The organism is Brevibacterium oceani (genome assembly GCF_017948325.1).
Classification (GTDB): domain Bacteria; phylum Actinomycetota; class Actinomycetes; order Actinomycetales; family Brevibacteriaceae; genus Brevibacterium; species Brevibacterium oceani.
Map to the genome: position 1 here is coordinate 2,521,922 of NZ_CP072846.1, position 20,950 is coordinate 2,542,871.

Consider the following 20,950-nt stretch of genomic DNA (forward strand, 5'->3'; position numbering starts at 1 on the left):
CTGGCCGGACTAGTCCCTCGGACTCAGCAGACCTCGAAGAGACCTGCAGCGCCCTGACCGCCACCGATGCACATCGTCACGACCACGTACTTCACGCCGCGACGACGACCTTCGATCAGTGCATGCCCGACCAGACGAGCACCGGTCATGCCGTAGGGGTGGCCCACCGAGATGCCGCCGCCGTCGACGTTGTACTTCTCAGGATCGATCCCGAGACGATCGCGGCAGTACAGGGCCTGCACGGCGAACGCTTCGTTGAGTTCCCACAGTCCGATATCGTCGATCGACAGACCATGAGTCTTCAGCAGCTTCGGAATGGCGAAGACCGGCCCGATGCCCATCTCGTCCGGAGCGCAGCCGGCAACCGCCATTCCCCGGTAGATGCCCATCGGCTCGAGACCGCGACGACCGGCCTCCTCGCTCGACATCAGGACCGAAGCCGAAGCGCCGTCAGAGAGCTGCGATGCATTACCGGCGGTGATCGACGGAACCTTCGATGCCACACCGGGGTCGAGGACCGGGTTCAGCCCGGCCAGGCTCTCCAAAGTCGTCGAGGGGCGGTTACCCTCATCGGCTTCGAGGACCACATCCTGTCTTGACGTCTCCTTCGTCTCCTTGTCGACGACGACCTTCGTCGTCGGCAGGGGCACGATCTCGTCGTCGAATCGACCGGCCTCCTGAGCGGCAGCAGTACGCTGCTGTGAGCTCAACGAATATTCGTCCTGCGCTTCTCGGCTGACGCCATAGCGCTCAGCCACCACCTCGGCGGTGGCCAGCATCGGATAGTAGATCCCGGGAACGTTCTCTTCAAGCCACGGATCCTTGGCCCGGAAATTGTTCATCTTGTCGTTCTGCACCAGCGAGACCGACTCAACCCCACCGCCGACCGCGATCTCCTGACCGTCGACGAGGATCTGCTTCGCGGCCGTCGCGATGGCCATCAGCCCCGACGAGCACTGCCGATCGATCGACATACCGGGCACCGTGACCGGGAGTCCGGCACGCAGGGCGGCCTGCCTGGCCACGTTCGTTCCCTGGCTGCCCTGCTGCAGAGCGGCGCCGAGGATGACGTCCTCGACTTCACCGCCCTCGAGACCGGCCCGGGAGACCGCATGCTTGACCGCATGCCCCGCCAGTTCCTGGGCCTGGGTGTCGTTGAACGCACCCCTGTAGGCCTTGCCGATCGGCGTGCGTGCCGTCGAAACGATTACTGCTTCCCTCATGGGTCAAACCTTTCAATGAAGTCGAACAACGCGTCCTGATTGTCTGCACCACGCCCTCAGTGCGGGCGCCGTGCTCTGATTTCGTCTAGATCAGCCCGACAGGGCATCTGCCGGGTCAACCCCGCGGGCCACCAGCCCAGGTCAGTCCCGCGGGTCACCAGCCCAGGTCAGTCCTTCGGACCGCCGGCGACGTAGATGACCTGGCCGGAGACGAATCCGGCGCCTTCCGAGGCGAGGAAGGACGCAGTGTGCGCGATGTCCTCGGGCTTGCCCGAACGGGCGACCGGGATCTCCTTGGCGGCGGCCGCTACGAAGTCGTCGAAGCCCATTCCCACGCGCTCTGCCGTCGCCTTGGTCATGTCGGTCTCGATGAAGCCGGGGGCGATCGCATTGGCCGTGATGCCGAACTTGCCGAGTTCGATCGCCCAGGTCTTCGTGATGCCCTGGATACCGGCCTTCGCTGCCGAGTAGTTCGTCTGTCCGCGGTTGCCGAGGGCCGAGGTCGAGGACATCGAGATGATGCGCCCGAACTTCTCCTCGACCATGTACGACTGGACGGCCTTGGCCATGAGGAATGCCCCGCCGAGGTGGACGGAGAGGACCTTGTTGAACTCCTCGTAGGTCATCTTGAACAGGAGGTTGTCACGCAGGATCCCGGCGTTGTTGACCAACACGGTGGGAGCACCCAGGGTGTCGGCGACCTCCTTGACTGCAGCATTGACCGATTCTTCGTTCGACACATCGGCCTCGAGTCCGATCGCTTCGCCCCCGTCGGCCTTGATCGCAGCCACGGTGTCGTCTGTCGGGCCCATGTCGAGAACGGCGACCTTGAGTCCGTCGGCGCCGAGGCGCTTGGCGATGGCAGCCCCGATGCCGCGTCCGCCGCCGGTGACGATTGCTGTCCGAGTCATATTCGTGCTCCTCACGATGGTGGTCTTCGGTGACTGTTTCGCCTCGCACGGTCGGTCGCCTTCAGCGATTCTTCGCTGCCGGTGTGACCGAGCTCTCTTGCGCAACTGCCACCACTCTAGCCCATTCTGCTCACTGAACGATTGATTGCTCAAAGTGTGGTCAGATCCCCTCAGATCATCCGGCGAGCGCCGAACACAGAAGTGAGCAGACGCGTCGCCATAGGCCCCGACCTCGTCATTCACGTCAGAGAGACAGCTGATCAGAGAAGATTATCGAACGTTCAAAAATCTGTTGAAAAACCATTGACTTAGCAAATCGGATTTGGAAAGGTTCAAGTCAGTCGCTGTTGATCATGTCACGACGGCGACTCCGAGAACGGTCACCGAAGACACCTCGGGCACTGTGCGGAGCGGACTCGCTCCAGGAGCTTTTCAAAGGAGAAAAGATGAACTCTGTCCCGCGAACCCGCAGTCGAAGGCTACTGTCCTCGGCGGCGATCGGCACCCTCGTTTTCACGATCGCTGCGTGCGGCGGCGGAGGCTCCGGCGATGGAGGAGACACCGTCGTCATCGGCTACACCGGACCGCTCAGCGGCGGCGGCGCTGCCTATGGCGAGAATGTGAAGATCGGTCTTGAGATGGCCGTCGACGACCTCAACGATGACGGCGTCGAGGTGGACGGCAAACCGGTCACCCTCGAGCTGAAGTCCCTCGACGACAAGTACGCTCCGTCGACTGCGGCAAGCAATGCGCAACGTCTGGCGGATCAGGACAAAGCCCCGGTCGTCGTCTCCCCCAATGCCGGTGCGATCAAAGCGATTCAGCAGATCAACAGCGGACGCTCGAACTTCCTCATCTCCGCCTACACCTCCGATCCGGCGATCGTGCAGTCGGACAATCCGCTGACGATGATGATCCCGCCGAACTTCGAGTCCTATGCCGCCGAGTTCACCGAGACTGGAATGAAACACGGCGGGAAGAAGCTCGCACTGCTGGGAACGCAGAGCGAATACGGCCAGCAGTGGACGAAATCGATCACGGATGCGTGGAAGGAAGCCGGAGGTTCGGTCGGCGGCGACAACAGCGTCGACTACGCCACTGTCTCCGACTTCGCCGGACCGGTCTCCAAGGCGCTGGCCGACAAACCCGACGCTATCTTCGTCGGCGGTCCCTCCCAGCCGACCGCACTGATCATGGAAGAGGCCCGCAAGCAGGGCTTCGAAGGAAGCTTCCTCGTCATGGACCAGGCGAAGCTCGATGAGATGGCGACGGTGGCGAAGATCGACAATCTCACGAATTCGGTCGGCGTGCTGCCCGTCTCGGAGTATGAGGATCCGGGTACCAAGGACTTCATCGACGAGTTCGCAGACAAGGCCGGAGACAAGAAGGTCCCGACCAGCGAAACGGCTCTGAACTACCAGGGCATTGCGATCATCGCCAAGGCCATGGAAGTTTCGGGATCCACCGACGATCCGGAGAAGATCCGAGCCTCCATCTCCGACGCCCTGCCCGAAGTAGATGACAAGTACAAGGTCAACGGCTTCCCCGACGAGATCACCGACCAGGGCCATCTGCTCAATCCGAACCTCGAAGCAACCTACCTCGACGATGACGGCGAGTACACGAAGGTGCCCATCGACCAGGTGTCCGACGCCAAGTGACGCCCCGGCACACATAAGGGCAGGGTGCCGACCGCTCATGCCGACCGCTCATGCCGACCGCTGATGGTGAGCGCCTGGGCCGACCGCACCCTGTCCGTGCCGTCCACCTGTCTCCAGAGGACTCGACTTCATGACTCTCTTCATCCAACAGCTCTTCAACGGTCTCGCGTTGGGCGGCGTGTACTGTCTCGCCGCCATCGGTCTGACCTTGGTCTTCGGTGTGCTGCGCATTCCGAATCTGGCTCACGGTGCGCTGTACATGCTCGGCGCCTACCTCACCTACTTCTTCCTCACGACCATCGGCGTCCCCTATATCGCCGCCATCGGCATCGCCGCGATCATGCTCTTCGTCGTCGGCGTCGGACTCGAGCGGCTGGTGTTCCATCCGCTGCGGAACTCCCCGCATACACACCACATGATCGCGGCGGTCGGGGCGATGTTCTTCTTCCAGGCGCTTGCTCAGGCGATCTGGGGAGCCGACTTCCGCCGCATGGACACACCCATCACGGGTGAGCTGCGCATCCTCGGCGCGGAGATCTCCGCCCAGCGCATCGTCATCATCGTCGTCGCGGTCATCGTGCTCGCCCTGCTCGCCTGGTTCATCAAACGCTCCATCCACGGACAGACGATCGAAGCCATCGAGCAGGATCGCGTCGGCGCCTCACTGGTGGGGATCAACCCCTCCATGGTGGCGATGCTGACTCTCGGCCTCTCCGCGCTCCTCGCGACGATCGCCGCCGGCCTGGTCGCACCGATCAACCTCCTCTCGCCGACGATGGGCGATGCTCTCAACCTCAAGGTGTTCGCGATCATCATCCTCGGCGGGCTCGGATCGCTGCCCGGGGCCATCGTCGGAGGATTCGCCTTGGCCATCGCCGAGACGATGACCGCGACGTACATCTCGTCCGGTGTGGGAGAGGCGGTCGCCTTCATCGTGCTCGTCGCGGTCCTCGCGATCAAACCCACGGGCCTGTTCACGAAGGCGGTGCAACGATGAATGCGCTGAAGAATCCCCGACTCCTCGGCATGCTCGCCGTCGTGATCGTCCTCGCCGCAGCTCCGATCTTCTTCGCCGAACAGAACTACGCGATGCGCGTCGTCACCGTCGGGATGTGTGCGGCCATCGCCGTCTACGGACTCAACATCATCCTCGGATTCACCGGACAGCTGTCCCTGGCCCAAGGCGGTTTCTTCGGAATCGGTGCCTACGGCGTGGGACTGCTGACGACCGACTTCGACTGGTCGTTCTGGTCGGCGTTCATCGTCACGATCATCGGCACCGCAGCCGTCGGCTACCTCTGCGGGCTGATCGCACTGCGCACGAAGGACGAATACTTCGCGATCTTCACCATGGCGATCGGGTTCATCATCTTCTTGGTCATCAGCCGGTGGGAATCGGTCACCCACGCCCATTCGGGAGTCAACAATGTGAAATTCCCCGAAGGCGGCGGGATCATCGACTTCGAATCCCCGGTCGCCATGTTCTACCTGGTCTTCGTCATCCTGCTCATCTGCATCTACGTCACTCACGCGATTCGCCGCTCCAGCGTCGGCCGCACGCTGCTGACCATCCGCACCAGTGAGGATCTGGCCGATGCGATCGGCGTCCGGGTCGGCTTCAGCAAACAGCTCGCGTTTGCGGCGTCGGCGGTGCTCGGTGGGATCGGCGGTGGACTCTACGCGACGGTCGTCGGGTTCATCGGCCCCGATTCCGCTTCCATCGACAAAACCTTCGAGTTCCTCATGTTCATCCTCGTCGGCGGCATGGGGACAGTGGCCGGGCCGCTTCTGGGAAGCATGATCGTGACCTTCCTGTTCGAACTCTTCCAGGATTTCCAGGCGTACCGATTCATCGTCCTGGGCCCGATCATCGTCGCCCTCGTCATCTTCGCTCCGCGCGGGATCATCGGCTACCTCGGCGGAATCGTCGACCGACGCAGTCGGAAGCGGAAGATCGCCGAGGCTCGTCGCACTGCGGATGGAGCCTCCCCTGAGTACGACACCGCCAAGAGCGGCACCGTCACAAGCAGTATCGATCCCGAGGAGCCGAAATGACACTGTTGGAGATACGCGACCTCGGCAAACGGTTCGGTGGACTCGACGCGGTCAAGGACGTCAGCCTCGACGTGGAGGAAGGCCGGATCACCGCGGTCATCGGCCCCAACGGTGCGGGCAAGTCGACGTTGTTCAACCTCATCCACGGCTACTATCGGCCCACGTCCGGGTCGGTCACGTTCAAAGGCGACGACATCACGCACTCCTCCCCTCACCACGCGGTCGCCGACGGAATTGCACGGACATTCCAGACCACCCATCTCTTCGATGACAGCACCCTTCTCGAGAACGTCCTGGCCGGTCGGATCGTGCGGTCGAAGTCGACGATCTTCGACGCCGTCTTCCACACCCCGCGCCACCGCCGGGAGTCACGCATCAATGAGGACAAGGCGATGGAGGCGCTGGAATTCTGCGAGATCGATACCCACCGTCACGATCTGGCGTCCAACGTTCCCCAGGAGGTGCAGAAGCGGACGGCGGTCGCGATGGCTCTGGCCACCGAACCGGAGCTGCTGCTCCTCGACGAACCTGCCGGCGGCATCCCTGAGGAGGAGACGACCGATTTCGGCAATCTCATCCGCTACCTGCCGAAGCGCGGTGTGTCCGTGCTCCTCGTCGAGCACAAGATGAGCATGATCATGGGGCTCGCGGACACCATCCTCGTGCTCGACCACGGGCAGAAGCTCGCGTTGGGAACGCCGGCGGAGATCCAGTCGAATCCGGACGTCATCCGTGCCTACCTCGGCTCGACCGCAGAGGAGAAGAAGTGATGCTCACCCTCGACAATGTCAGTACGGGATATGACGCCATCGATGTTCTCCACGACGTGAGCATCACCGCGCGGCCAGGGGAGCTCACCGTCATCCTCGGCGCGAACGGTTCGGGCAAGACCACTCTGTTCAAGACGATCAGCGGGCTCATGCCGATCCGTGCCGGTTCGGTGGAATACGAAGGTCGCAGGCTCAACCGGTCGCGGCCGAATGCGATCGTCAAGGCCGGGATCGCCCATTGTCCGGAGGGGCGACACCTGTTCGGGAAGATGTCCGTGGAGAAGAACCTGCGCCTGGGTTCGTACCCACACCGGGACAAGGCGCGAACGGAGGAGATCTTCGCCGAGGTACTCGACCTGTTTCCGATCCTGGCAGAGAAGGCGAAACAGCCGGCCGGATCGCTCTCCGGCGGGCAGCAGCAGATGGTGGCCATCGGCCGTGCCCTGATGTCGGATCCGAGTCTGCTCATCCTCGACGAACCGTCGATGGGTCTGGCTCCGATCGTCGTCGATCAGGTCCTCGCCTCCGTGGCACAGATCAATGACAAGGGCATCGGGGTCCTGCTCAGCGAGCAGAATGCCAAGGCGTCGTTGGCGATCGCCCACCGCGGCTATGTCATTGCCGAAGGTCGGATCGTCTTGGCAGACGAGGCCGCCAACCTGCTCGACAATCCCGAGGTGCAGGCAGCCTACCTCGGACTGTGACGGAACGACCGCCCGAACCGGACAGACCGGACCGGGCCCGTTCCGTGGACGTGCGGGTTCGTCGAGGCAGACCCGGGTCGCCGAGGAGGTGCTGCGCAGCCGAGGAGGTGCTGCTTCGTCGCGGCCGATCCAGGTCGCCTACCCGTGCCGGCAACGGACGGTCACCCCTCGCCGAGGTGGGGCCACCTCGGCGAGGGGTGCGTCACTCGCGTAGCGATGACGGTCCCAGCAGGGACCCCGAGCTCACTCCTCGGCGAAGCGGGAGACGTCGCCGGCGCCGACGCGGGCCACCTCGGGGAATCGGCCGGTGAAGTCGATGACGGAGGTCGGCACGACTCCGGGGACACCGGACTCGATGACGATATCGAGGTCGTTGCCGAGCTGGTCCATGACGTCCTCGGCGTGAGTGAGGGGGTCCTCGTCGCCGGGCAGCAGCAGGGTCGAGGAGAGGATCGGCTCCCCCATCGCCTCGACGAGCGCCAGCGCGGTGACGTTCTGCGGGATGCGGGCACCGACCGAATGCTTCTTCGGGTGCATCATCCGCCGCGGCACCTCTTTCGTGGCCTTCATGATGAACGTATACGGTCCGGGCGTCATCGATTTGATGGCACGGAAGCCCGAATTGTCGACGATGACGAACTGTCCCAGCTGCGCGAAGTCATGGCACATCAGTGTGAAGTGGTGCTTGGAGCCGAGCTGGCGGATGCGGGTGATCCGTTCGATTCCGTCCTTGTTCTCGAGCGCGCAGCCGAGCGCGTAGCAGGAGTCCGTGGGATAGGCGATCAGCCCTCCGCCTCTCAAGGTCTCGGCGGCCTGCTCGATCAGTCGGTTCTGTGGGTTCTCCGGGTGGATATTCAGTAGTGTCGCCATACTTCATGCTATCTACTCACACGCGTGGGGGCGAGAGGGCAGCCGAGTTTCTTCCCATGTCAGAACCAGAATCTGGGTCGTCCGGTCTCCCGGTATCCGGGTCCGAGGCGAGCAGGATGTTGACCCATCTCGACCGCGGGTCGGCGTCGACGAGCAGCGCCTTGAGCAGCAGGGTCGCCGGCAGCGCCAGCAGAGCGCCGAGCCAGCCGAGGATCCACACCCAGAACAGCAGCGAGAGGAACGAGATCAGCGGGGTCACGCCCACCGATTCGCCGGTGAACTTCGGTTGGATGATCGCCTGGATGACGAAGTTGAGCACGCTGTAGGCGATGACCACCCACAGTGCCGACTGCCAGCCGCTGTCGACCAGCGCCAGCAGCGCCGGCGGGACCAGGCCGATGACGAAGCCGATGTTCGGAATGTAGTTCGTCAGGAACGCGAGCACGCCCCACACCCAGATCAGCGGCACGTCAATGATGGCCAGCGCGATGACGTCGAGGAATGCGACGATGAGACCGAAGATCGTCGCCACCACCCAGTAGCGGCGCACGCCGACGGCGAAGTTGCCGATCGAGGCCGACAGCGAGGGTTTGACCCGCAGCAGCATCCCCATCCGCCTGTCGATGCCCATCGAGTCCATCGCCACGAAGAACACGGCCATGATGACCGTGGTCAGCAGGCCCGCGACCGACGACAGATTCGTCAGCAGCGGGTAGATCGCGTCGAGGACGGAACGGACGTCGAAGGCTGAGAGCTGCTGTTGGATGACAGAGGACGTCACGCCGATATCCGAGAGCAGCGCCAGGGTGCTCTGGTAGGTGTTGACGAGTTCGTTGCTGTAGCTGGGGATGAGGATGACGAGTTCGGCGACGGACCATGCGGTGAGGCCGAAGAACGCGATGATCATGCACAGCACGAGGATGACCGAGATGCACGCGCCGATCGCGCGCGGAACCTTGAACCGAGTGAGGACCCGCTGCACCGGATAGACGACGATGTAGAAGTTCAGCGCGAGGAACACCGGTGCCACGATGTCCTGGAGCCCGCGGAAGAACATCAGCGCGTAGGCCAGCCCCGCCATCGTCACGGCGATCATCAGAGCGCGTGCCGGTGTGCGCGTGTACCACGGCGCCACGTCGGGTTCGCGTCCGGCCGACTCGGAGTCCCCCGTCGCCGAGGCTGCTCCACGATCCGTTTCGACCCCGGTTCCAGCTGCGCCGGGTTCACCCGTCGCCGAGGCTGCCCGACGATCGGCATCGGCCTCGCCGCTCACGCGCGGTTCAGCGCTCTGCGGCTGCTCGGCCGATCCCTGCGACCGTTCCTCCGCGCCGTTCGCCTGCTCGTCCTCGTTCATTCAGCGCCGCCGCCGCTTCTCGCGGATGCGCATCGACACCTCGATCGGGGTGCCCTTGAACCCGAAGGTCTCACGCAGACGACGAGTGATGAAACGGCGGTATCCGGGGTCGAGGAACCCGGTGGTGAAGAGTACGAACTTCGGCGGACGCGACTGCGCCTGCGTGCCGAAGAGGATGCGCGGCTGCTTTCCCCCGCGCACGGGGTGCGGGTTGGCCGCGACCAACTCGCCGAGGAACGCATTGAGCCGTCCCGTCGGAATCCGGGTGTCCCAGCCGTCCAGGGCCGTCTCCATCGCGGGCACGAGCTTCTCCGCGTGCCGACCGGTCTTCGCCGAGATGTTCACGCGCGGCGCCCAGGCGACATGGCCCAGGTCCCGTTCGATCTCCCGCTCGAGGTAGTACCGGCGTTCGTCGTCGAGGAGATCCCATTTGTTGAACGCAAGCACGATCGCTCGTCCGGCCTCGACGGCCGTGGTGACGATCCGGACGTCCTGCTCGCTCAGCGGCTCCTGCACCTCGAGGAGGACGATGGCCACCTCGGCGCGTTCGAGGGCGGTCTGCGTCCGCAGCGCCGCATAGAAGTCAGCGCCGCTGGCCTGATGGGCACGACGGCGGATTCCGGCGGTGTCGACGAATCGCCACTGCTTCCCGCCGAGCTCGATGAGTTCGTCGACGGGGTCGCGGGTGGTACCGGCGACATTGTCCACGAGCACACGTTCGGTGCCGATGAGCTGGTTGAGCAGGGAGGACTTCCCGACGTTCGGGCGACCGACGAGTGCCACTCGGCGCGGCCCGCCTTCTTCGACGCGGGTGTCGACGGCCGAGACCTCGGGCAGCACGGTGAGCACCTCGTCGAGGAGGTCGGCGACCCCGCGACCATGCAGCGCGGACACCGTCCACGGCTGCCCCAGGCCCAGGCCCCAGAGTTCGGCGGCCATGAGCTCACCGCGTTCGTCGTCGACCTTGTTCGCGGCGAGGATGACCGGCTTCTTCTTCCGCCGCAGCATCTTCACGACCATCTCATCGGTCGAGGTCGGACCCGTCGTGGCGTCGACGACGAGGACGACGGCATCGGCCATGTCCACGGCGATCTCGGACTGGATCGCGATCCGCGAGGCCATGCCCTTCGAGTCCTGATCCCAACCGCCGGTGTCGACGAGGGTGAACTCCTTCGTGTTCCATTCCGCCCGGTAGCTCACCCGGTCGCGGGTGACTCCGGGAACGTCCTCGACGACGGCCTCACGGCGCCCGAGCACCCTGTTGACCAGCGTCGATTTGCCGACGTTCGGACGACCGACGATGGCGAGCACGGGGGCGGCCCCGAACTCCTCCTCGTCTTCGTCGTCGAAGCCGTGGGCACGCAGCAGCGCCCGGTCCTCGTCTTCGAGCTCATAGCTCTCGAGTCCGGCCTCGAGCGCGGTCGCCCGCTGCTCGGCCTCTTCGTCGCTGATGCTCTCGACACGGTCGACGAGGTCTTCGTCGGGTGTTTCGTGGAATTCGGATTCGCTCATTGTGCGTCCTTCACCAGCTGCAGCACCGTCTCGACCACCTGGTCGAAGTCGATGTCGCTGGTATCGAGTGTGTACACTCCGTCGGCGGCTTCCAAGAAGCTCGTCGTGGCGGAGTCCTTGGCGTCGCGGCCGGTGACGAGGTCTTCGGTGGCGGCGATCGCCTCGGCGTCGGCATTGCCGTGCACCTCTTTGGCCCGGCGGGCCACGCGCACCTCGTCGCGGGCGGTCATGAGGATGCGCACCGGCGCATCGGGGGCGACGACGGTGGTGATGTCACGGCCTTCGACGACGATGCCCTCGGGTGCGGCCCTGATGTAGTCGCGCTGCTTCTCGATGAGCTCCTCGCGGGCGTCGACGACGCCGGAGACCGTCTGCACGTTCGCCGACACGTCCTGACCGCGGATGTCCTCGGTGACGTCGATGTCGTCGACGGAGACGAAGAACTCGTCGGGGCTCAGCGAGATCTCGAGATCGGCGCCGCGGACCTGCTCGAGCACGTCGACGGGATCGGTGACCCCGCGGTTGAGGCACAGCCACGCCATCGCACGGTACATCGCACCTGTGTCGAGGTACTGGTAGCCCAGCCGACGCGCCACCTCCTTGGCGGTGCTCGACTTGCCCACTCCGGACGGTCCGTCAATGGCTACGACGCTCATGCAGTTCCTTCTTTCTCGATGGCGGATTCGGGGATCTGCCATCCCTTCGACAGCAAACCGATCTCCAGCTCCTGCTGGATGGCCGGGACCACGGACACATCGACCATGCCGAGCTTCCGGCCAGAGGCGTGATCCATCCGGAAGTCTTCGACGTTGACGCCGAGGTCGCCGATGTCCTTGAACAGCCGGGCCAGCGTTCCGGGCGTATCCGGAACCAGGATCGTGACAACAGCATAGGTGGTGGGCGGCTGCCCGTGCTTGCCGGGAATCCGATCGTGGCCTTCGTTGCCCAGCGCGATCGCCTTCGCCAGCAGGCCCGTCGACCCCGGCCCGAGTTCGAGGGCTGCGATGACCTCGTCGAGTTCGGTGCGCAGATCCGTGAGCACGGACCGGACCTCGTCGGCGTTGCCGGTCAGGATCTGTGTCCACAGACCCGGGTCGGAGGCCGCGATCCGGGTGACGTCGCGCAGTCCCTGCCCGGCCAGGGCGATCTCCTCGAGCGGAGCGTGGCGCAGCTGCGAGGCGACGAGGGAGGACACGACCTGCGGCACGTGCGAGACCTTCGCGACCGCGGCATCGTGGATGCGCGGATCGAGGTGGAGCACCGAGGCGCCCGTGTCCTCGGCCATGGTGATGACCTCGCCGAGGCGGTCGGACGGTGTGTCCTCGTCCGAGCAGATCACCCAGGGTCGGGCCGTGAACAGATCCGCCTGAGCGGCGATCGCCCCGGACTTCTCCCGCCCGGCCATCGGATGGCTGCCGATGTACCGATCGAGCTGTTCACCGGTGACCAGCGACTTCACGGATTCCAGCAGGCGTGTCTTGACGCTGGCGACGTCCGTGACGGTGGCTCTCGGGTAGGTCTCGAGGGACCGGGCGATGACCTCCGCGGCGACATCGGGCGGAGTCGCGACGACCACGATGTCCGGGTCGGCGGCAGTCGCTGGTGTCTGTCCTTCGGAATCGCCGCCGTCGGCACTCGTGTGTGAGCGAACGACCCGGCCGGCACCGAGGTCGGCGGCGAGCTGCTGGGCGGTGGGTGAGGCGTCTTCGAGGGTCACCTGGTGGCCCTTCGCGCTCAGCGCCAATCCCAGGCTGGCACCGAGCAGGCCGGTGCCGATGATGTGGACTCTCACAGGCCGACGGCCTCGAAGAGGGAGCCGACCTCGTCGGAGCGCAGCGGGCGGATCTTGCCCTGCTTCTGTTCGTCGAGGACGATCGGTCCGAAGCGCAGGCGCACGAGGCGTTCGACGGGGTGCCCGATCTCTTCGAGCAGGCGCCGCACGATCCGGTTGCGCCCGGAGTGCAGGGTGAGTTCGACGACGGAGTGGCCCGGGGTGGAGTCGACGAGTTTGAAGTCGTCGACCTTGACGAAGCCGTCTTCGAGGTCGAGTCCGGCCTTGAGGATGGCGCCGGCGTCCTTGGCCAGCTGACCCTTGACCTTCGCAAGGTAGGTCTTAGGGATCTCGTAGCGCGGGTGGGCAAGCCGGTTGCTCAGCTCGCCGTCGTTGGTCAGCAGGATGAGGCCCTCGGTGTCGGTGTCGAGGCGACCGACGTGGAAGAGGCGCTCGGTGTTGTTGCGCACGTAGTCGGCCAGGCTGGGACGTCCCTCGGGGTCGCTCATGGTCGAGACGACTCCGGCGGGCTTGTTGAGCACGAGGTAGACCTTCTTGGTCTGTGTCGAAATTCTCACCGTATCGACGTACACGGACTGCGTCTCGGGGTCGATCCGGGTGCCCAGTTCGGTCACGATCGATCCGTCGACCTCGACCCGTCCGTCGGTGATGAGCTGCTCGCAGGCACGACGCGAGCCCAGGCCCGCCTCGGCGAGCACCTTCTGCAGCCGCACACCCCCGCTGACATGGGCATCCGATGCCTGACCTGAACCGGAGCCACCCCGGTTGGGGGCCTTCGAAGAGGTCGATGCGCGCTGTTTTCGGCTCGGTCGGTTCTGGCGCCCGCCGGGCGCACGAGGATCACGGTAGGGACTCATAGCACCATTGTCTCAAATCAAACGTCGACTCGTGACATCTCCGTGCGCTCATCGGCGATATCGTCCCCGGTGTCCTCCGCTGCGCCGGTGGCCTGCGCGTGCGGAATGGCCGGAAGATCGTCGTCCTCGTCCAGGTCCCCGTCGATCTCGGCGAGCACTTCGGTGTCCTCGGCGCCGAGTTCGGCGACGTCGGCGTCCTCGGGCAGGTAGGGGGCGATGTCCGGCAGGTCGTCGATCGAGTTCATACCCATCGTGTCGAGGAACTGCGGCGTGGTCGCATAGAGCAACGCCGAGGTGGACGCCTCCTTCCCGGCTTCGACGATGAGTCCGCGCAGCAGCAGGGTGCGGATGACGCCGTCGACGCTGACTCCGCGGATCGCGGCGATCCGCGGGCGTGAGATCGGCTGCCGGTAGGCGATGACGGCCAGAGTTTCGAGGGCGGCTTGGGAGAGCTTCGCGCTCTGTCCTGAAGTGAGGAAGTCCTTGACCACCTCGTGATAGTCCCCGCGTGAGAAGATGCGGAAGCCGCCGGCGACGTGGCGGATCTCGAAGCCGCGCTGCCGGTGGGTTTCATCCCCGTCATAGTCGGCCTTGAGCGCGGCGATGGCTTCGAGGACGGTGTCCTCGTCGAGGCCGAGGGAGGTCGCGAGCTCATCGGCGGTGACCGCTGAGTCGGTGATCATGAGCACGGCTTCGATGCCGGCGAGGACCTCGTCGTCGATCATGCGTGTTCTCCCTCGTCGTCGGTGTCAGGTGTGTCCGTGCCGGTGTCGCCCGGGTCTTCGTCCTCGTCGCCGCTCCAGTCGCCCTCGGTGCGCAGGTCGACGCCGTCCTCGCTCATCTCGGTGCGGTGGATGAGCAGGCGCCCCAGCGGTTCGGGCTGGTCGAAGTCGCAGAGTCCGACCTTGAACAGTTCGAGCAGAGCGAGGAAACGAGCGACGACGACCAGGGTGTTCTCGGACGTCTCCAGCAGATCCTTGAAGTCGACCTCGCCGGCGCGCAGCAGGCCGAGGATGTGTCCGCGCTGTTCGGACACGCTGACCAGCGGCAGGTGGATGTGGTCGACGGCGACGCTCGGCGGGGTGGGATCGCGTTGGAGCACTGTCGCGAAGATCCCGGCCAGCTCACCGGGGCCGATGTTGAGCTCGAGCGGGGGCAGCACGTCCTGGAACTCGGCTTCGAGTCCGACGTCACGAGGGGCCCGGATCGACCCTGCGGCCATCGCCTCGGCGAGGTACCCGGACACTGACTTGTACGCCTTGTATTGGAGCAGGCGGGCGAAGAGGAGGTCGCGGGCCTCGAGCAGTTCGAGGTCGAGGACCTCTTCGCCCTCTTCATGCGGCAGGAGCCTCGCGACCTTGAGGTCGAGCAGGGTCGCGGCGACGAGGAGGAACTGCGAGATCTCCGCGAGGTTCGCCCGGTCCTTGAGTTCGGTGGTGTAGGCGAGGAATTCGTCGGTGACCTCGGCCAAGGCGATCTCCGTGACGTCGAGGCGCCGCTTCGAGATCAGCCCGAGGAGGAGGTCGAACGGTCCGGTGAAGTTCTCGAGTTCGACCTGGAAGCCCTGGGCGTGAGTCTCGGCTGTGTCCTCGCCGTCGACGGCCGCCTCACTCCCTGGTGTGACGACCTCGCTCCCAGTTGTGACGACGTCGCTCAGGGTGCGCCTCCACGGGCGATGAGCTCCCGGGCCAGGCGCCGGTACGCCTCGGAGCCGGCATGTTTGGGTGCGAAGCTCGTGATCGGTTCGGCGGCGACGGAGGCGTCGGGGAACTTCACGGTGCGGTTGATGACGGTTTCGAAGACCTTGTCGCCGAAGGCCTCGGTGACCCGCGACATCACCTCTTTCGAGTGCAGGGTGCGCGAGTCGAACATCGTCGCGAGGATCCCGTCGATCTCGAGCGAGGGATTGAGCCGATCCTGGACCTTCTCGATCGTCTCGACGAGCAGTGCGACGCCGCGCAGCGCGAAGAACTCCGTCTCGAGCGGAATGACCACCCCGTGGGCGGCGGTGAGCGCATTCACGGTGAGCAGGCCGAGCGAGGGCTGGCAGTCGATGAGGATGACGTCGTATTCGTCGGCAACTTTCTGCAGCGCCCGGGCGAGCACCTGCTCGCGGGCGACCTCGCCGACGAGCTGCACCTCGGCGGCGGAGAGATCGATGTTCGCCGGCAGGATGTCGATGTCCTCGAAGTCCGTTTCGACGATGACCTCATGCGGATCGAGACGCGGGTTCATCAGCAGGTTGTACACGCTGATGTCGAGGTCATACGGGTTGAGCCCGAGCCCCACCGACAGTGCACCCTGTGGGTCGAAGTCGACGAGCAGCATCTTCCGCCCGTACGCGGCCAGGGACGCGCCGAGGTTGATCGACGACGTCGTCTTCCCGACGCCGCCCTTCTGGTTGACCATGGCGATGATGCGGGCGGGCCCATGCGAATCCAGCGGGGCCGGCTCCGGGAAATCCTGCGGCTCTCCCGCGGTCCTCTGCTGGGGAATGTCCAACGCCTCTTGCGTATTCATCACTCGGACGGCCACCTTTCGTTGCTCTTGATCCAACCCTACCGCGCCCGGGGGTGCGAGGTCGCGTACACTTCCCGCAGTGTCTCCTCGGAGACCTTCGTATAGATCTGCGTCGTCGTCACCGAGGCGTGCCCGAGCAGCTCCTGGACGACGCGGATGTCCGCCCCGCCCTCGAGCAGATGCGTGGCGAACGAATGTCTGAATGTGTGCGGGGAGACCTCCGCCCCGATCTTCGCCGCTTCGGCCGCGTCCTTGACGATCTGCCACGCCGAGACCCGGGAGAGCCGGGTTCCGCGCGCATTGAGGAACAGCGCACCCGCCGGCGCGGACGACTTCGCCTTCGCCGCCATCGACGGTCGCACCCGGGAGACCCAGGCACCCAAGGCGCGGGCGGCATGCGAACCGAAGGGCACGATCCGCTCCTTCCCGCCCTTGCCGTAGAGGCGGACGAGCCCGGAGTCGAGATCGACATCGTCGAGGTCGACCCCGACCGCCTCGGAGATGCGGGCACCCGTGGCGTAGAGGAGTTCGAGGAGGGCCGCAGCCCTGATCTGTGCCGGCTCCTCCCCTGCCGAGGTCGCCAGAATCGCCTCGATGTCATCGAGGCCGAGCGCCTTGGGCAGCCGCAGGCCCTCCTGCGGCGGGCTGACTTCGGAGGCCGGATCCGTGGGCGTGAGGTTCTCTGAGGCGGCGAAAGTGTGGAAGCGCCGCACCGCCACCAGCGCACGCGCTCGGCTGCGCGGTGCGAGTCCCGAATCGAGCAGGTGCAGGGCGTAGCCTTCGACCGTGGCCCGCTCCACCTCGCCGAGGCTGCCGATCCCCTCCTCGGTCAGCCAGGTTCCGTACCGGGCGAGGTCCCGGGCGTAGGCGTCGATGGAGTTCCGCGACAGGCCCCGTTCGAAGCGCAGGGAGTTCAGGTACGACTCGAATCCACGGCGCAGCCCCTCGGGCAGCTCGCCTGGCAGCAGTTCGGCCCCGTGCCGAGCCACGCGATATCAGTCCTCGCCGGGGCGGGCGGCACTGGTGGCCGCATCACCCGCCGCCGCTGCGTTCGCGCCGGCTGAATCCGCATCCGCTCCGTCCGCAGCCGGCCCGGTCGTCGCCGCCTGTGCCCCGCGGCCGAAGTCGGGGCGGCCGTCGACGAGGCGCCTGGGGGCGTCGACAGCGCGCAGCTGCACGGGAGTCCCGGCCGCCTCGGCGCGGAGGATCCGGAAGACCTGGAGGATCGCCAGCTGTGCGATGGCATTCGTCACCCGTCCCTCGACGACGGCGTCGAGGGCCTCGTCGATGCTCACCCAGCGGAAGCGGAATCCGGCTTCCTCCTCGCTGCGCTGATGCCGGTCGGCTTCGGGCACCTCGTGCAGGCCGCGGGCGAGGTAGAGGCGCATCGTCTCGCTGCTGCCGCCGGGGGTCAGGCAGGAGTCGCTGAGGACCTCCCAGCGATCGGCCATGAGGTCGGCTTCTTCGACGAGTTCGCGTTTGGCTGCGTCCCACGGGTCCTCACCGGGGACGTCGAGGAGTCCGGCCGGGACCTCCCACAGGCGCGCCCGCACGGGGTGCCGGTACTGCTGGACGAGCAGGATCCGCTGTTGATCGTCGACGACGGCCACGCCGACGGCACCGGTGTGGGCCATGAGGTCGCGGACGAGTCCGGGGGCTTCGGGCAGGTCGAAGGTCTCGCGTCGGATGTCCCAGACGGCACCGTGGTAGGCGACCTCGGATGCGGTGATGGCAGGGTCATACGGTTCGTCGTGCAGTTCGCTCATCTGCTGCCTCCAAGCAGTCGGTGGTGAAACGGCGAATGCCGCCGGCGCATCGGCCGACGGCATTCGCCGCATCGGGTGGTCATCGGTCCGTGAGCACTGGTCATCGGCCCATGAACTCAGGTGTCACTGACGCTTGAGCGCGGCGGCCACGAGCCCCGCGAACAACGGGTGCGGTGAGGTCGGACGCGACTTCAGCTCGGGGTGAGCCTGCGTCGAGACGTAGAACGGGTGCGTCTCCTGGTCCAGTTCGACGAATTCGACGAGCTCACCATTGGGTGAGGTGCCGGAGAAGGACAGCCCCGCCTCGGCGAGCTCATCGCGGTAGGCGTTGTTGACCTCGTAGCGGTGGCGGTGGCGTTCGCTGATCGTCGTATCGCCGTAGACGCCGGCGACGACGCTGCCTTCGGTCAGCTTCGCCTCGTAGGTGCCCAGGCGCATGGTGCCGCCGAGGTCGCCTTCGCCTTCGACGATGGAGAGCTGCTCGGCCATGGTCGCGATCACCGGGACGGTCGTCTCCGGGTCGAACTCGGAGGACGAGGCGTCCGCGATGCCGGCGACGTTGCGTGCATACTCGATGACCATGCACTGCAGGCCCAGGCACAGGCCGAGGGTCGGGATGTCGTGGGTGCGGGTGTATTCGAGGGCGCCGAGCTTGCCCTCGATGCCGCGGATGCCGAAGCCGCCGGGCACGCAGATCGCGTCGAGACCGGCCAGGGCCTTCTCCGCTCCGGCGGGAGTGTCGCACTCATCGGACTGGATCCAGCGGACCTTGACCTTCGCGTCGTTGGCGAAGCCGCCGTGACGCAGTGCCTCGGTTACCGACAGGTAGGCGTCGGGCAGGTCGATGTATTTGCCGACGATGCCGATCGTGACCTCGCGGGACGGGTTGTGCACGCGTTCGAGCACCCAGTCCCACTTCGTCCAGTCGACGTCGCGGAAGGGCAGGTTGAGGGAGCGGATGACGAACACGTCGAGGCCGCCGTCGTGGAGGACCTTCGGGATGTCGTAGATGCTCGGGGCGTCGACGCAGGAGACGACGGCGTCGGTCTCGACGTCGCAGGCACCGGCGATCTTCGACCGGATCGAGTCCGGCAGTTCGCGGTCGGAGCGCAGCACGATCGCATCGGGCTGGATGCCGATCGAGCGCAGTGTGGCCACCGAATGCTGGGTCGGCTTCGTCTTCAGCTCTCCGGAGGGCCCGAGGTAGGGCACGAGGGAGACGTGGATGAAGAACACATTGTCCCGGCCGATGTCGTGGCGGACCTGACGGGCCGCCTCGAGGAAGGGCTGGGATTCGATGTCGCCGACGGTGCCGCCGATCTCGGTGATGATGACGTCGGGACGGTCCGCCTCGGGGCGTTCGGCCTGAGCACGCATCCGCGCCTTGATCTCATCGGTGATGTGCGGGATGACCTGCACGGTGTCGCCGAGGTAGGCACCGCGGCGTTCCTTCGCGATGACCGAGGAGTAGACCTGACCGGTCGTGACGTTCGCGGCTCCGTCGAGGTCGTTGTCGAGGAAGCGCTCGTAGTGGCCGATGTCGAGGTCGGTCTCGGCGCCGTCCTCGGTGACGAAGACCTCACCGTGTTGGAAGGGATTCATCGTGCCGGGATCCACATTGAGGTAGGGATCCAGCTTCTGCATGGCGACCGTGAGGCCGCGCTGGGTGAGCAGGTGCCCGAGGCTCGAGGCCGTCAGTCCCTTGCCCAACGAAGAGGCGACGCCTCCCGTGACGAAGATGTGCTTTGCCGTATGTGTGCCGCCAGGGCCAGTTCGATTCACCACGGGATTTGATTCTATCAAAGTCCGGCCGACGAATCCGAGGCCGATTCGGCTTCCGCGTAGAGATCGAGCAGGGTCGTCGAGATCGCGGCCCCGTTGTTGACGTCGATGACCCGCTTCTTCGCGGCCACCGCGGAGGTGCCGCGTCCGGCCGGGTCGTCGAGAAGATGATTGATCTCACTCAGCAGCGCGTCCGTGTCGTCGGCGGCCACACCCTTCGCGGCTTCGCCCCAGATGCCGGCGCGGCGTTCGCTGCCGATGAAGACGGCGGGCTTCGACAGCTGCATGAGGTCCTCATGCGAAAGCCCGGTCATCGTCTCGCTGGCGATGACGAGGTCAGCGGCGGCGGCCACATCGACGAGGTCGCCGGCCGGTGCGACGATGACGCCGCGGTCGGAGAACTCCCGCGCGATCGTCGACCGGTCCTTGCCGGTGCCGGTGAGCACCGTGACGACCTTGCGGTCGGGGCGGCGCTGGTTGATCTGGTCGGCGGCGTCGAGGACGGTCGCCAGTGCCGTGTGGTCGCGCAGGGCGATGGGGCTGGCGATCATCCAGGTGCCCTCGCCGATGCCGAGTTCGCTGCGGACCTCGGCGCGTGGGGTGCGCACCGTGAGGTCGACGTCGATGTCCGGGTGGACGAGTTCGGCGCGTTCGACGATCGGCACCTTCCCGCCGAAGTAGTCGACGACGGGTTCGGTGGTGCCGAGCACTGCGGTGGCCGTGCGGCCGACGATCTCGGCCCCGGTCTTCTCGATGACGTTCGCGGAGTCGAAGGATTCGATTGTGGCGACGATCTTCGGGTGCAGGCGGGCGGGCAGTCCGGTGAAGGCGAGCCCGGCAAGGGTGGCCGCGTGCAGTCCGTGCGCGTGGACGACGTCGACGTGCTGGTAGTACTTGTGAAGAGTGAAGGCGGTGTTCGGGTCTGCCATCGTGAAGCGTCGGCGTGCTGCGAGTTCGATCTCGCGGAATTCGCCGGACAGTTCCTCGGGGACTCCGAACGTGCCGAGCAGTGATCGGTGGGCGGCGACGGCGACCTTGTACCCGGCCTTGAGATGACCGAGCACGGCGAGCTTCGCCACTTCGACGACCGGCCCCGTGGTTTCGGCGAGCACGTGCAGAATCCTCGTGTCTGCGCTCAGTGTTCTGACCTCGCCGGATTCGCTCATTTCCTCA

The 20,950-nt window shown here is 65.6% G+C and carries 20 protein-coding genes; 5 read left to right on the plus strand and 15 right to left on the minus strand.

The features are described from left to right. Nucleotides 1–23 precede the first annotated feature (23 nt). Nucleotides 24–1,223 carry an acetyl-CoA C-acyltransferase gene (locus tag J9314_RS11185; RefSeq protein ID WP_210602479.1) on the minus strand — a complete coding sequence of 400 codons (1,200 nt, stop codon included), beginning with the start codon at nucleotides 1,221–1,223 and terminating at the stop codon, nucleotides 24–26. A 167-nt stretch (nucleotides 1,224–1,390) separates the two neighbouring features. Beyond that, on the minus strand, nucleotides 1,391–2,134 hold the full coding sequence (locus J9314_RS11190; RefSeq protein ID WP_210602480.1) for an SDR family oxidoreductase: 744 nt from the start codon (nucleotides 2,132–2,134) through the stop codon (nucleotides 1,391–1,393). A 446-nt stretch (nucleotides 2,135–2,580) separates the two neighbouring features. Here J9314_RS11190 and J9314_RS11195 point away from each other — a divergent pair, with 446 nt between their 5' ends. The 5 genes from J9314_RS11195 (at nucleotide 2,581) to J9314_RS11215 (ending at nucleotide 7,324) form a co-directional block, all read left to right on the plus strand. Next, on the plus strand, nucleotides 2,581–3,795 hold the full coding sequence (locus J9314_RS11195; protein ID WP_210602481.1) for an ABC transporter substrate-binding protein: 1,215 nt from the start codon (nucleotides 2,581–2,583) through the stop codon (nucleotides 3,793–3,795). A gap of 130 nt (nucleotides 3,796–3,925) precedes the next feature. After that, nucleotides 3,926–4,792 (plus strand): branched-chain amino acid ABC transporter permease, encoded by an 867-nt coding sequence (locus J9314_RS11200; RefSeq protein ID WP_210602482.1) that lies wholly within the window; start codon nucleotides 3,926–3,928, stop codon nucleotides 4,790–4,792. Continuing rightward, entirely contained in the window at nucleotides 4,789–5,850 is a 1,062-nt protein-coding gene (locus J9314_RS11205) for a branched-chain amino acid ABC transporter permease (RefSeq protein ID WP_210602483.1), read from the plus strand. Before J9314_RS11200 ends, J9314_RS11205 begins: the two co-directional genes overlap by 4 nt. After that, nucleotides 5,847–6,620, plus strand: coding sequence for an ABC transporter ATP-binding protein (locus J9314_RS11210; RefSeq protein WP_210602484.1), 774 nt, complete (start codon nucleotides 5,847–5,849; stop codon nucleotides 6,618–6,620). Before J9314_RS11205 ends, J9314_RS11210 begins: the two co-directional genes overlap by 4 nt. Next, complete coding sequence (locus J9314_RS11215; protein WP_210605641.1) at nucleotides 6,620–7,324, plus strand: ABC transporter ATP-binding protein; 705 nt, start codon at nucleotides 6,620–6,622, stop codon at nucleotides 7,322–7,324. The genes J9314_RS11210 and J9314_RS11215 overlap by 1 nt, the downstream gene beginning before the upstream one ends. 243 nt (nucleotides 7,325–7,567) lie before the next feature. On the opposite strand, the gene J9314_RS11220 is transcribed toward J9314_RS11215, so the two are convergent. The 13 genes from J9314_RS11220 to J9314_RS11280 form a co-directional block, all read right to left on the minus strand. Further along, entirely contained in the window at nucleotides 7,568–8,194 is a 627-nt protein-coding gene (locus J9314_RS11220; protein ID WP_210602485.1) for an L-threonylcarbamoyladenylate synthase, read from the minus strand. Nucleotides 8,195–8,210: 16 nt separating this feature from the next. Beyond that, a complete protein-coding gene (locus J9314_RS11225) occupies nucleotides 8,211–9,548 on the minus strand; it encodes an AI-2E family transporter (RefSeq protein ID WP_246490346.1) in 1,338 nt (445 codons plus the stop codon). Continuing rightward, the gene (gene der, locus J9314_RS11230) at nucleotides 9,549–11,060 is read right to left on the minus strand and encodes a ribosome biogenesis GTPase Der (protein WP_210602486.1); all 1,512 of its coding nucleotides are present in this window, start codon (nucleotides 11,058–11,060) and stop codon (nucleotides 9,549–9,551) included. Then, nucleotides 11,057–11,716, minus strand: a complete 660-nt coding sequence (gene cmk, locus J9314_RS11235) for a (d)CMP kinase (protein ID WP_210602488.1) — start codon at nucleotides 11,714–11,716, stop codon at nucleotides 11,057–11,059. The genes der and cmk overlap by 4 nt, the downstream gene beginning before the upstream one ends. Beyond that, nucleotides 11,713–12,852: a prephenate dehydrogenase gene (locus J9314_RS11240; RefSeq protein WP_210602490.1), complete on the minus strand. Its 1,140-nt coding sequence runs from the start codon at nucleotides 12,850–12,852 to the stop codon at nucleotides 11,713–11,715. Before J9314_RS11240 ends, cmk begins: the two co-directional genes overlap by 4 nt. Continuing rightward, nucleotides 12,849–13,709 carry a pseudouridine synthase gene (locus J9314_RS11245; RefSeq protein ID WP_210602492.1) on the minus strand — a complete coding sequence of 287 codons (861 nt, stop codon included), beginning with the start codon at nucleotides 13,707–13,709 and terminating at the stop codon, nucleotides 12,849–12,851. The genes J9314_RS11240 and J9314_RS11245 overlap by 4 nt, the downstream gene beginning before the upstream one ends. A gap of 17 nt (nucleotides 13,710–13,726) precedes the next feature. Further along, nucleotides 13,727–14,434, minus strand: a complete 708-nt coding sequence (gene scpB / locus J9314_RS11250) for an SMC-Scp complex subunit ScpB (RefSeq protein WP_210602497.1) — start codon at nucleotides 14,432–14,434, stop codon at nucleotides 13,727–13,729. Continuing rightward, complete coding sequence (locus tag J9314_RS11255) at nucleotides 14,431–15,180, minus strand: segregation and condensation protein A (RefSeq protein ID WP_246490347.1); 750 nt, start codon at nucleotides 15,178–15,180, stop codon at nucleotides 14,431–14,433. The genes scpB and J9314_RS11255 overlap by 4 nt, the downstream gene beginning before the upstream one ends. Nucleotides 15,181–15,362: 182 nt before the next feature. After that, nucleotides 15,363–16,229: a ParA family protein gene (locus J9314_RS11260; protein WP_210605644.1), complete on the minus strand. Its 867-nt coding sequence runs from the start codon at nucleotides 16,227–16,229 to the stop codon at nucleotides 15,363–15,365. 38 nt (nucleotides 16,230–16,267) lie between these two features. Continuing rightward, nucleotides 16,268–17,218 (minus strand): site-specific tyrosine recombinase XerD, encoded by a 951-nt coding sequence (xerD, locus tag J9314_RS11265; RefSeq protein WP_210602498.1) that lies wholly within the window; start codon nucleotides 17,216–17,218, stop codon nucleotides 16,268–16,270. A gap of 6 nt (nucleotides 17,219–17,224) precedes the next feature. After that, nucleotides 17,225–17,995, minus strand: coding sequence for an NUDIX domain-containing protein (locus J9314_RS11270; protein WP_210602499.1), 771 nt, complete (start codon nucleotides 17,993–17,995; stop codon nucleotides 17,225–17,227). A gap of 123 nt (nucleotides 17,996–18,118) precedes the next feature. Next, a complete protein-coding gene (pyrG, locus tag J9314_RS11275) occupies nucleotides 18,119–19,780 on the minus strand; it encodes a CTP synthase (RefSeq protein ID WP_210602500.1) in 1,662 nt (553 codons plus the stop codon). 14 nt (nucleotides 19,781–19,794) lie between these two features. Further along, entirely contained in the window at nucleotides 19,795–20,943 is a 1,149-nt protein-coding gene (locus J9314_RS11280; protein ID WP_210602501.1) for a glycosyltransferase family protein, read from the minus strand. Between the last annotated feature and the right edge of the window lie 7 nt (nucleotides 20,944–20,950).